Source organism: Sinobacterium norvegicum (assembly GCF_923077115.1).
Lineage (GTDB): Bacteria > Pseudomonadota > Gammaproteobacteria > Pseudomonadales > Sinobacteriaceae > Sinobacterium > Sinobacterium norvegicum.
In genome coordinates this window covers 485,896-498,115 of record NZ_CAKLPX010000003.1, presented here as the reverse complement: position 1 = coordinate 498,115, position 12,220 = coordinate 485,896, and the positions used below count along the sequence as shown (strand labels likewise).

Annotated in this window: 7 protein-coding genes; 2 read left to right on the top strand and 5 right to left on the bottom strand. The window is 50.3% G+C overall.

Annotated features, from left to right (window positions below; genetic code table 11):
- Nucleotides 1-134: 134 nt before the first annotated feature.
- From L9P87_RS14275 to rlmKL, 3 genes are all read right to left on the bottom strand, one after another.
- Nucleotides 135-893, bottom strand: coding sequence for a DUF481 domain-containing protein (locus L9P87_RS14275; RefSeq protein WP_237445420.1), 759 nt, complete (start codon nucleotides 891-893; stop codon nucleotides 135-137).
- Nucleotides 894-959: 66 nt separating this feature from the next.
- Entirely contained in the window at nucleotides 960-1,772 is an 813-nt protein-coding gene (locus L9P87_RS14270) for a mechanosensitive ion channel domain-containing protein (RefSeq protein ID WP_237445419.1), read from the bottom strand.
- 181 nt (nucleotides 1,773-1,953) lie between these two features.
- A complete protein-coding gene (rlmKL, locus tag L9P87_RS14265) occupies nucleotides 1,954-4,158 on the bottom strand; it encodes a bifunctional 23S rRNA (guanine(2069)-N(7))-methyltransferase RlmK/23S rRNA (guanine(2445)-N(2))-methyltransferase RlmL (RefSeq protein ID WP_237445418.1) in 2,205 nt (734 codons plus the stop codon).
- Between the two features lie 403 nt (nucleotides 4,159-4,561).
- Between rlmKL and rmf the strand changes: the two genes are divergently transcribed.
- Nucleotides 4,562-4,765 (top strand): ribosome modulation factor, encoded by a 204-nt coding sequence (gene rmf / locus L9P87_RS14260; protein WP_237445417.1) that lies wholly within the window; start codon nucleotides 4,562-4,564, stop codon nucleotides 4,763-4,765.
- Nucleotides 4,766-4,831: 66 nt separating this feature from the next.
- On the opposite strand, the gene L9P87_RS14255 is transcribed toward rmf, so the two are convergent.
- Both L9P87_RS14255 and L9P87_RS14250 read right to left on the bottom strand, forming a co-directional pair.
- The gene (locus L9P87_RS14255; protein WP_237445416.1) at nucleotides 4,832-5,854 is read right to left on the bottom strand and encodes a quinone-dependent dihydroorotate dehydrogenase; all 1,023 of its coding nucleotides are present in this window, start codon (nucleotides 5,852-5,854) and stop codon (nucleotides 4,832-4,834) included.
- Nucleotides 5,855-6,058: 204 nt separating this feature from the next.
- On the bottom strand, nucleotides 6,059-10,915 hold the full coding sequence (locus L9P87_RS14250; RefSeq protein ID WP_237445415.1) for an NAD-glutamate dehydrogenase: 4,857 nt from the start codon (nucleotides 10,913-10,915) through the stop codon (nucleotides 6,059-6,061).
- Between the two features lie 324 nt (nucleotides 10,916-11,239).
- Between L9P87_RS14250 and L9P87_RS14245 the strand changes: the two genes are divergently transcribed.
- Entirely contained in the window at nucleotides 11,240-12,199 is a 960-nt protein-coding gene (locus tag L9P87_RS14245) for an AAA family ATPase (RefSeq protein WP_237445414.1), read from the top strand.
- Nucleotides 12,200-12,220: the final 21 nt, after the last annotated feature.

The window sequence follows — 12,220 nt, the reverse complement described above, 5'->3', positions numbered from 1 at the left end:
GGCCCATACGGGCGAATTATGAGGCTTCACCACTGAATTCTCAAGAAAAACTGTCCAAATCGTCAGAAAAATACATTCCTTCCTGCCAAAGCGTTTAAAAACAACAACCTAAAATAAGCGAACAACCGCTCTAGTCAAAAATTATAGAGGATGGAAATGATGGTTTTTCTATCGTATTGATTGACAGAGGGTAATACATCACGGGTGAACTTGACGTCATAACTCAACTTCAATGCCAGCACGGTGGTCAAATCCATGGTTAATGAGGTAATCGAACGGTTGATCACGTTTTCCTCACCAGCCTCTGTGCTCAGCTGTTGCTGAAAACTCGCGGTATCAGACAAAGCCCAATTATAATCAGCGGCCAGTCTGACCATCGCCTCGCTGACATCATTGCCCAACTCAGGCTGCCAGGCGTGATTACCATCATCATCTTTAAAATCTTTATCGTAAGCAGAGTAGCGATAACCAGGACCGGCATCGAGATCGAGTGTCATCTTTTCACTGAAATTAATACGCTGACTATAACCTGCCGTCACCGTCGCTTGATACTCCCAACCGCTGAAACGATCATCATCGTATTCGAAGCGAGCAAAAATCGACTGTCGCTCATTGAATTTGTAATTACTCTGCCAAAAAGTATTGTATTGCTCGGCACTGCGAACATCATCGTCAGAATTGTTGTAAGCACTGGCCTCAAAGGCGTGACGCCAGTGCTCTAAGTCACCATCCAGAGTCACCTTGGCGTTGAGCGTCGAACTCACCGTATTACCAGAGGTATTGATATAGCCAAGCTCGGCACTGCCCTGCCACTGATCTATCTCCTCAGTGGCCTCGCCCTGAGCCCAGGCCGATGCTGTAAATAACGCCGCCACACAGACTGTTAATCTCATCACTGACTCCCCGTCATAATTCTACGACGCCAAACCGATATGGTTTGGCGTCTAACATCAGAGTATCTAAGCACTTTTCTCAAAGTGAACATCGACCTGAGGAAAGGGAATAGAAATGCCTGCAGCATCCAGCGCCAGTTTAACTTTTTCAGTTTGATCGAAGTAGGATGGCCAGTAGTTTTCCTTTTTAACCCAGGAGCGCATCACAAAATTGACCGAGGAATCGGCCAGCTCTTTCACCGCAATCGTGACCTCTTCGCCCTCTAGTACGTTGTCATCAGAGGCGACTATATCCGCCAGTATTTTCTTTACTTGTGCTAAGTCGGCATCGTAAGCAACGCCAACAAGCAAGTCCACACGGCGAATAGGCTTGGCCGAGTAATTGACAATCGGGCCCGATAACACCGATGTATTAGGCACCGTCACCTGTTTGTTATCCGGTGTAACGATGACCGTTGAAAACATAGTCACGCTTTCAACGGTACCCGCTGCACCGCCAGCATCGACAAAATCGCCAACCTTCAAAGGCCTAAACATCACCAACAATACACCGGAGGCGAAGTTCGATAGCGAGCCCTGCAGCGCCAAACCCACGGCCAAACCAGCGGCACCAAGTACGGCCACCAGCGAAGCGGTCTGCACACCGAGCTGGCTGAGCACGATAACCAAGACCAAACCAACCACCAGGCCATGAATAATATTACCGACAAAGGCGCTGACCGTTTTCTCAATACCTTTTTTCTCCATCGCCCGGTTAACAAATCCGGTGACCATGCGGGCAACCATCATACCGACAAGATAAATAAGAATGGCCGAGCCAAGCTGTATAGCAATATTAATGGCCTGGTCCTCATAACCTGACATGTCGAAATTTTCCATAGCACTACTCCCTGTTATTTTTAAATAAACTACTGCTAACATAGTCCTCCGTAGTCAATATGGCAATCCCTTGATTAGCCAAGACAAAATTTACTTGCAGCGAATCGTCAGCCATAAAAAAAGCCGCTGTGGTAGCGGCTTAGTCTCTGCGAGAGTGTGAATTAAAATATTGCGGGGCGCATTATTTCGCCCGCAGATAAAAACACTGGTGTATTTTTTTGTTGCGCACAAAATCTGGGTCGAGGGTCTTATGACTGACATCCTCGACACTGTATTTTTCCACCAGTATGGGATCGATTTTAAAGCCGCGATAATTATTCGAAAATATCAGCAGACCACCGGGTTTTAGCAGTGCCATGGTATCTTCTACCAGCGACACCTGATCACGCTGAATGTCTAAGGTGCCATCCATCCGCTTAGAGTTTGAAAACGTCGGCGGGTCCAACAGAATCAAATCATAACTCTCGTGGCTGTGTTTAATCCAGCTGATGCAGTCCTGCTGAATCAGGTGATGATTGTCTCGTACACCGGTGCCGGTGGTGAAGTTATTATATTTAAAGTTGCGCTTGGCCCAATCGAGGTAGGTCGCCGACATATCGACACTGGTAGTCGATAGCGCGCCACCTTTTGCCGCATGAACCGAGGCTGTGCCGGTATAACAAAACAGGTTCAAGAAGTGTTTATTCTTGGCCTGACTGGCAATAAATTGACGTACCGGACGGTGATCCAAGAACAAACCGGTATCGAGGTAATCGGTGAGGTTAATCTCTAGCTCAACCTGTCCCTCTTTCACCGTGAAGTATTCACCACTGCCCTCTTTGCGCTCGTACTGCTGTTTACCCTTTTGGCGCTGACGCTGCTTCACATTGATTTGGCTTTGGTTGATCTTCAATACCTGTGCCGTCGCATCAATAGTATCGAGCAGGCGGCGCTGGGCACTGTTCTCATCGATCGAAGCCGGTGGCTTATACTCGCTGATCTGCACCTTGTCGCCATAAATATCGACAGCGACAGCATACTCTGGCATATCGGCATCGTATAAACGATAACATTCGATGTTCTCACGCTTGATCCAATTGGCTAATTTTTTCTGGTTTTTCTTCAGTCGATTAGCAAACATCAACGCATTAGCCGATAACACCACAGTGCTATCGGCCTCAGTATCATGTTTCGCCTTGCCCGCGGCGGGCTCGGCGTTCCGGTCGCCGACAAAGTTACTCTCGATAATATCGAAGCAGAGTATCTGCGCTTCCAATGGACCGTTGAAAACCTTGTATTTCTTACGAGCCTTAAGCCCCATCCTCTTGCCGAGTTCAGGGTTGGAAGTAATCACCACCGATTTCCAGCCCTCAAACTCAGATTTCAACCGGCTGCCCAGCTGACGATACAGCGGAATAAGGTCGGTGACCTCGCCAATACGCTCACCGTAGGGTGGGTTACAGGCAACCAGGCCACTGGTTATTTCCATGTGTGTCGGCTGACTCAGGCGCTCGACCGACTTGGCCGAGACTCTGACATGCTTGGCCAGCCCGGCGCTGACAATATTTTGCTCGGCGCGCTGTACCATGTTGATGGCGGCGTCGTAGCCGCGGATTTCCGGCAAACCCTCTGCCACACCCTTGGCCGCTCGCAGCTGAGCATCATCAACCACCTGCTGCCAGACGTCGGCATCGTGACCACGCCATTTATCGAGACCACAACTCTCTCTGTTCAGGCCTGGAGCGATGTCCGCCGCCATCATCGCGCCCTCGATTAACAGCGTGCCGGAACCACACATCGGATCGATTAACGCGCCGCCCTGCTTGGCAATTTCAGGCCAGCCCCCGCGCATCAGAACTGCCGCCGCCAAGTTTTCACGCATCGGCGCAATACCCGTCTGCAGACGATAACCACGACGGTGCAGTGGACCACCGGAGATATCAAGAGCAATACTGACATAGCCTTTTGCCATTCTGGCCTGAATACGAATCTCTGGGTCACGCTTATCGACATCCGGGCGTACACCGTAACTATCACGAAAATAATCGACGATCGCATCTTTAATCTTCAAGGCACCGAATTGTGAGTTATTGATCATTCGGTTGGTGCCGGAAAAATCCACCGCAAAGCTTTGGTTAGCATTGAAATGCTGACCCCACGCGATATTGCGGGCGCAGTTGTACAGCGCCTCAACCTCGGTAAGCTCTACGCGCGCCAGCGGCAACTGGATACGACTGGCTAAACGTGACCACATCCACACCCGATAAAGCTGAGCTAAATCACCCTCTGCCTTAACACCGGCCCCACTGGTCGCTGCCTTGTCGGCGCCAAGGGCCAATACTTCATCACGCAGTAACTCTTCTAGACCGCGTGGACAGCTAATAAAATACTCGATTGATTCGCTCATTGAACTCTCAAATGATAATGGCCAGTGCGCTGTTTACCGCCACTAGGTGACGCAGGCATGCCTATAAAAAAAAGATCTAAAATTGTTTTTGTATATTGCCCGAGCTTATACAACCCCGCAATAACGAGACTAAGCCATTGAAACAACACACGCCGTTAAACTTTATTACCACAAGCTATATCGGCAATAAAATCTATAATAATTTGTTTGTCGCAGCGCCCATAAAGCTATGGTGTACTTATCTTACTGCGATTTTAGCACTGCCCATACGATTCGCGCGACACGCTGTTGTTACGATGTGATGTTAATCCCCTCGAAAGCTGGTCCCGCAGGCACAACCTGCGTATGTTTCTGTGCCTCGCACTCCCGGGAATTTACCCTAGTAATAAGACTGAGGTTAGTAATGAGAAGACAAAAACGCGACATGAACGACCGCGCTCAACACCGAGGATACTTAGCCGGCGTGGCCGGAAAACCCAAGGATGGCTGCCCCCACGAGGATATTAACCTACGCCAAAATTGGCTCAATGGATGGCGAGAAGGCCGTTGTGATAACTGGGACGGCATGACCGGCGTCTCTGGCATCCAATCGGCAACACGACATTAATCAAGCCTCTCGCTTACATTCATTTTTCCCTATCGACAAAAACCCTGTTAGCTAACAGGGTTTTTTTTAAGACCCCAGAACGCGGATAGCCGCAACGCTGTCACGGATCAAATCGGGGCCTTTATAGATAAAGCCGCTGTAAACCTGCACAAGGTTGGCTCCGGCGTGAATCTTATCCACCGCGTGCTGACTATTTAAGATGCCGCCGACACCGATAATTGGCATCTCATCACCGACGACCTCACGCACCTTGGCAATCACCGCCGTCGACTTATCCGTCACCGGTGCACCGCTCAAGCCACCGGCTTCAGTATGCAGCGGACTACTGGCGACCGCCGTTTTATCAATAGTGGTGTTAGTCGCCACAATGCCGTCAATACCCGAGGCCTTGATCGCCCCAGCCACTTGAACAATATCGTCTTCACTCATGTCCGGGGCGATTTTAACCGCCACAGGAACATATTTTCCGTGCTGTTCCGCCAGTGATTTTTGCTCGGTTTTCAAGCCCGCCAACAGCTGTTCCAGCGGCTCACCAAACTGTAAGTCTCGTAAGCCCGGGGTGTTCGGCGACGATAGATTGACCACGATATAATCTGCATGCTGATACACCTTACGCATACAAATCAGGTAATCATCGAGAGCATTGTCATTCGGTGTGTCTTTGTTCTTACCGATATTAATACCGATAACACCCTTGAACGCCGTGTTTTTCACCTGTTCAACAAGGTGATCGACACCCTTATTATTAAAACCCATGCGGTTAATAATGGCCTGATGCTCTGGCAGGCGGAATAAGCGCGGCTGCGGGTTGCCCGGCTGTGCCAGCGGCGTGACGGTACCGAGTTCGACAAAGCCAAAACCCAGCGCGCCCATGGCCTCGATATAGTCACCGTTCTTATCCAGGCCTGCCGCTAGACCTACCGGATTAGGAAACTCCACCCCCATCACGGTCAATGGTTGCGGCTTGATTGGCGTTGCTACTAGGCGAAGAGCACCCACTTTATTCGCCAACGTCATTAGTTTCATCGATACATTATGCGATGTTTCAGGCTGCATCTGGAAAAGAATACTGCGGAACAAAGAATACATAGGGCTTCCTACTGGCGATTTCAGGTGATTTTTGACCATTCTCAACGGCAATAGCCGATTTTCCGGCGCATTATACGCGATTATCTGTTGAGCAGCGATGGCAATTATCAACCTTCTGCTACCGGCACCAGCCGGGGCCAGCAGGCATAAAAAAACGCCTATTACCGATGGCAACAGGCGTTTGCTTTTTTCACCAGCGGTTTATCAGGCCTCGGGCTGATGACTGGCAGATTGCGCCAAGTCTAACAACTCACGAATGGCGACCGAGTACATGGCAAATTCTTGATTGACCGTCGCGTGCAACTCCGTCATTGTCGACTGCCAGCGATCCACTTGACAGCGCTGTGTTTCAATCCAATCTGCCACCGCGGCATCCGCATCGGCACATTGTTCACCGCACTGGTTCATAATGCCGACAGTTATCGCCCGCATCTGCCACTCAACATCATCCAGCAACGCTTCCCTGGCCAAGGCCTGCCAATGATTCTCTGTGCTCAACGCCAATAAACGCTGAGTAAACCAGGGGAGATCCAACTGCTCGCCGGCGGCGAAATAAGTCTTGGCGACAGCTTCCAACGACATATCAGTATGCTGCGAAGCCTCTATTATGCCGAGGCAAGAGAACAACATGGGAGTCGCAGCCACATAGTTTGCCAATGGCTCCGGTACCCCCTGATCGATAAAGTATTGGGTCGAAATCCCCCAGACATCCTCGAGGTTGCCCTTGAGGTATTTATTGATATCGACAGACAGCAACTTGACCTTGTCAGCAAAGTTGGCCACCTCGACCTCGGGTTCGATAGTGCTGCGACGATTACGGATAAACCAGCGGCTGGCGCGGCGAATCATCGCCATAATCATATCCAACATGCGCATCTGTACTTCAGCATCAACCTGGTGATCCAAGGCTTCGATTTGCTGACGCACCTCGTCAACACGGAAGATATCCTTGGCGGTGATATAGGCACGGGCCACATCACAGGCATCGGCCGCCGTCGCATTCACCAACTTATGGTAATAGGTAATGCCCATGGTATTAACAATATCGTTGGCAACCTCGGTGGCGATGATTTCGCGACGCAGGCTGTGATTATACATATTGTCCTTAAACTGCTCCTGCAACCGGGCGGGAAAGGCAGTTTCAATACGCTGCGCCAAATACGGGTTATCCGGTATGTCAGAGGTTGCTAAATCAGCCTTAAGTATCGACTTACTGTATGAAATCAATACCGAGAGTTCTGGTCTGGTCAAGCCTTTAAGCTGCACCAAACGCTCCATTTGAGTCTCGTCATCGGGCAGGAATTCAAGCTCACGATCGAGTTGACCGGCGGCCTCCAGTTGATTGATGTAGCGGGCGTACTCGGCTGAACGCTGCACCGCTTGACGCTCGGCCAGACTCAATGCCTGCACCTGACGATAGTTATTTTTCAGCACCAAGTCACTGATTGAGTCGGTCATCTCCTCTAACAGATTAACGCGCTGCTTCTCCGTCATATCGCCGTTGGTCACGACCGAATTGAGTAGGATCTTAATATTAACCTCATGGTCTGAACAATCGACGCCACCGGCATTATCGATAAAGTCGGTATTGGCACGCCCCCCCTGCAGGGCGAATTCAACGCGGGCTAGCTGGGTAAAACCAAGGTTGCCGCCCTCTCCTATCACCTTGCAGCGCAGGTCTCTGCCGTCAACCCGGATCACATCGTTAGCCTTATCACCCACCTGCGCATGGGTCTCTGTGCTCGCCTTAGCGTAGGTGCCAATACCGCCATTCCATACCAGGTCGACCTCGGCTTTGAGCAACACGGTTAACAACTCGTTAGGTGTCAGTCGATCCTGGCTGATACCAAAGGCTGCTTTCATCTGTTCGCTGATTGGCACAAACTTAGCCTGACGCGAGAAGATACCGCCACCTTCAGAGATCAACGAGTCATCATAATCGCTCCAGCTCGAACGTGGCAGATCGAATAAACGCTGACGCTCGGCAAAACTAGCCGCCGCATTAGGCGTTGGATCGACAAAAATATGAAGGTGGTTAAAGGCCGCTTGCAACTGAATTTTCTCCGACAACAGCATGCCATTACCAAAGACATCGCCGGACATGTCGCCAATACCAACAACGCTGAACTCAGTGTTTTGAACATCGATGCCCATCTCTCGGAAGTGGCGCTGAACCGATACCCAGGCACCGCGGGCAGTAATACCCATTTTCTTGTGGTCATAGCCGATGCTGCCACCCGAGGCAAAGGCATCACCCAGCCAAAAATTATAACTGTGGGCAATTTCGTTAGCGATATCAGAGAATGTCGCCGTGCCCTTATCGGCGGCAACAACCAGATATATATCGTCTTCATCCTTACGAATGGTCTTTTCTGGCGGCACCACATCACCCGCGACAATATTATCGGTAATGTCGAGCAGGCCTTGAATAAACAAACGATAGCAGGCAATACCCTCTGCTTGAATATCTTCGCGACTACCGTTAATGGGGAGATTCTTAGCGACAAAGCCGCCCTTGGCTCCCACTGGCACAATGACAGCATTCTTCACCTGCTGTGCCTTCACCAGACCCAGCACCTCAGTGCGGAAGTCCTCATAGCGATCGGACCAGCGCAAGCCGCCACGGGCAACTTTACCACCACGCAGGTGGACACCCTCGACTCGGGGAGAGTACACAAATATCTCAAACTCTGGTCGTGGTGCCGGAATCTCAGGCACCGCCTGCGTATTTAATTTGAAAGAGAAATACGGTTTCGGCTCACCGTCGGCGGCCAACTGGAAGAAGTTGGTGCGTAGCGTCGCCTGAATCAAATCCAAGTAGTGACGAATAACCCGGTCTTCACTCAGGCTGCTCACGTTATCGAGAGCGGCAATAATACGGCGGTTGAGAATATCCTCCTTGGCTCGGCGCTGATCATCATTCAGACTCAGGTTCGGATCGAAGGAGATCTTAAAAAGGCGAACGATTTCCTTAGTAATGTCAAGGTGGCTACACAGGGTGTCGGCGATATAGTTTTCACCGAAGGGGAAGGCAACCTGCTTCATGTAACGTGCATAGGCCCGCAACAGGGCAATATCGCGCCATCCCAGCGAGGTGCCGAGTAGCAATTTGTTGAACGAATCACTCTCGGCATTACCCTGCCAGATGCTCAAGAATGCCTGCTGGAACTTATCCTTCACCGAGTCCACGTCGATGGTATTCGACAGGCTGTAGATCAAACTGAAATCATGGATCCACACCTTGCGTCCATCACGACGCGTAATGCCATAGGGGCGCTCGGAAACCACCCGCAGTCCCAAGTTTTCCATAATGGGTAATATATCGGATAGCGCCAAGGGCTCATCGAAATTAACCAGGCGGAAACGCAGCATATTGTCACGCTCTTCCATCACACGATAGAAACTCATTTCTATCGTGCCTGATTTCGCCAGGGCCTGAGCCTTGCGAATATCGGCGACGGCGGTGCGTGGTTCGAAGTCATCCTTATAACCCGGCGGGAAGGCGTTGGCGTATTCAGCCGCAATAACAGTCCCCTTCTCTTCGCCGAAGTCATCTGTCAATACTTCACGTAACTGCTCTCCCCACTCCTTGGTCGCCTTAACCAATTCGGACTCAAGCTTGGCGACATCAAAGTCAACTTGCTGATTATTATCGACGCGGAAGACGAAGTGAGTACGGGCCAAAATAGACTCGGAGAAATAGGTGGTAAATTCTGCCTCTTCGGCGTTTATCGCTGCCGACAGTATCTCCTGTATAACCTGACGCGAATCGGTATTGTAAATATCTCGTGGGGTATAGACTGTGGCGGTGACAAACTTACCAAAGCCATCTCGACGCATAAACAGACGAACAATACGTCGCTCTTGAATGTGGTTAATTTCTACTGCTGTCTTAAACAATTCTTCGGTGGTGCTTTGAAACAATTCATCACGGGGATAGGTCTCTAAGACTCGCAATAATTCACGGCCATCATGGCTCTTAATATCGAGACCGGAGCGAGCCAGAATAGCTGAGGCCTTACGGCGAATAACAGGGATTTGGCGCGGGCTGATGGTATAGACATTTGAAGTGTACAAGCCGAGGAAACGGTGTTCAGCAATGACTCGGCCATCCTGATCGAAAGACTTCAGCGAAACATAATCAGGATAAGCTAGGCGGTGTACTCGGGAGCGGACAGAGGATTTTGAAAAAGTAATAATGCCATCTAGGTTTGAGGCCAGCTGGACATTGTGACTCAACTCGTCCTGTAACTCGGAACACCCCATGGTGCCTCGCAGTTTGGTTAAACCCAGGGCGGAACCCGACTGCTGTTCAACCATTGGCTTGACGCCATCGTAATTAACCTGCAGTTTCTCATAGCCCAAAAAGGTAAAGTTATTCGTTGCCAACCAAGATAAAAATAACTGCACCTCTTTTTGATCGCTTTCATTAGAGCCGTGAATAGGCTCCTCAATTTCTTTGTTCGCCGTTTCGACCAAGCTCATCATAGCCGGCCAATCATCAACGACACATTCCACTTCCGCGAGGATTTCTTTAATTGTCTCGCTTAAGTTGGCGACTTCGATGGCATCGGTGTTCTTACCGATTTCGAGGTAGAGCAAGGCTTCTTTCTGGTTCTTCTCGGCCTCTTCACTGTCGACCATAGAGATTATATTATGGCTGCCGTCGCGGTCTGTGCCGAGCACTGAGCTGTGTATCGTATGGATGACCAGGTTGCGACGGTTGAACTCGATACGAACAGAGTCCATTAAGAAGGGCATATCCCGGCTCAAAACAGCCACAATCGTTCGCTTCGACTGCCAGCCGTCTTTCTCGTGTTCGGGGTTAAAAATGGTGATTTTCGGCGCGGACTTATCAAAGCGCTGCAGCTGGCGCCACAGCGAATAAATCATGCCGTAGCTATCGCTGAGATTGCGACTCTCTAATTCGACGAGAGGGAAATTATGCAGAAACTGTTTGGCGAATTGAATCACTTGTTCCCGTTCTTCCGCGCCGACTCTGCGGTTGACCTCTGATTCTAAAACAGTAACAAAATTGCGATTTTTATCCGAAAGAACCATTACAGTTCACCCTCTGTTTAATATATTCGATGATTAATAAAGCGATAGTTAGATTGAAACGACTCGAGCCTGCTGTAAATACGTACAATTACAGTGTAGTCGATATAGATTAGGAACTTATAAAAGTTGCCGTAGTCTGATCATTAATAAGGCGGGACTATCCGCCGACTAGGTGCTGAATACCATGATTTGCATCAACAACCCAGATGACTTAAGTTGTCTGCGACAGATGCACAGAAAAATAATTATCAGCACTGTATTGTTATTTATTTTCATGCCCTTACATATTTGATCAGACCTACTGATAAATTGGTATTTCCCGCTATGATTCCAGCAACATTGATACAACAACTCAGCCAACAGCTCAGCCAAGAAATCATCGGCCAACCCGAGCTGGTTCAGCGACTGATGATCGCCCTCCTGGCCGACGGTCACTTACTGGTGGAAGGCGCTCCAGGGCTGGCAAAAACCCGGGCAATTAAAACCTTATCCGATGCCATTGAAGGCAGTTTTCAACGCGTTCAATTCACCCCCGACTTACTGCCTGGCGACATCACCGGCACCGATATTTTTCGACCGCAGGATGGCAGTTTTAACTTCCAGCAGGGCCCGATATTTCACAACTTAGTCTTGGCCGATGAAATTAACCGCGCCCCCGCCAAGGTGCAGTCGGCACTACTGGAGGCAATGGCTGAGCGTCAGGTCAGCGTCGGCAGCAAAACCTATCCCCTGCCCGAGCTTTTTTTGGTCATGGCGACCCAGAACCCGATCGAGCAGGAGGGAACCTATCCCCTGCCCGAGGCCCAGCTTGATCGCTTTCTGATGCATGTGACCGTCGGCTACCCCAACCGAGCCGATGAGAAGGCGATTTTACGTCTGGTCCGCGACGAGGCCAGCGGCGAACAAAAACAGCCGCTGCCCCGCATCAGCCAGCAGGCGTTATTCGACGCCCGCCAGTCAGTATTAGCACTGCATATGAGCGAGGCAGTTGAGGATTATATTGTTGCACTGGTTGATGCCTCCCGCCGCCCCGAAGACTACGCCTGTGGCATAGATGATTACCTCGATTACGGCGCCAGCCCGCGTGCCACTATCGCCCTCGATCGCTGTGCCCGTGCATATTCCTGGCTGCATGGCCGCGACTTTGTCAGCCCCGACGATGTTAAAAGCATTGCCCACGATGTCTTGCGTCACCGCCTAGTATTGAGTTTCGATGCCGAGGCCAACGGTATCGACACCGATAAGGTAATCGATTTATTACTCGCCGGCGTCGCCATTGGATAAGCGTTATTTACCGCGAGTGAT

Bases quoted from the DNA above. Each gene is read 5' to 3' on its own strand.
- L9P87_RS14275 (WP_237445420.1), bottom strand. From the start codon at position 893: ATGAGATTAACAGTCTGTGTGGCGGCGTTATTTACAGCATCGGCCTGG.
- L9P87_RS14270 (WP_237445419.1), bottom strand. From the start codon at position 1,772: ATGGAAAATTTCGACATGTCAGGTTATGAGGACCAGGCCATTAATATT.
- rlmKL (WP_237445418.1), bottom strand. From the start codon at position 4,158: ATGAGCGAATCAATCGAGTATTTTATTAGCTGTCCACGCGGTCTAGAA.
- rmf (WP_237445417.1), top strand. From the start codon at position 4,562: ATGAGAAGACAAAAACGCGACATGAACGACCGCGCTCAACACCGAGGA.
- L9P87_RS14255 (WP_237445416.1), bottom strand. From the start codon at position 5,854: ATGTATTCTTTGTTCCGCAGTATTCTTTTCCAGATGCAGCCTGAAACA.
- L9P87_RS14250 (WP_237445415.1), bottom strand. From the start codon at position 10,915: ATGGTTCTTTCGGATAAAAATCGCAATTTTGTTACTGTTTTAGAATCA.
- L9P87_RS14245 (WP_237445414.1), top strand. From the start codon at position 11,240: ATGATTCCAGCAACATTGATACAACAACTCAGCCAACAGCTCAGCCAA.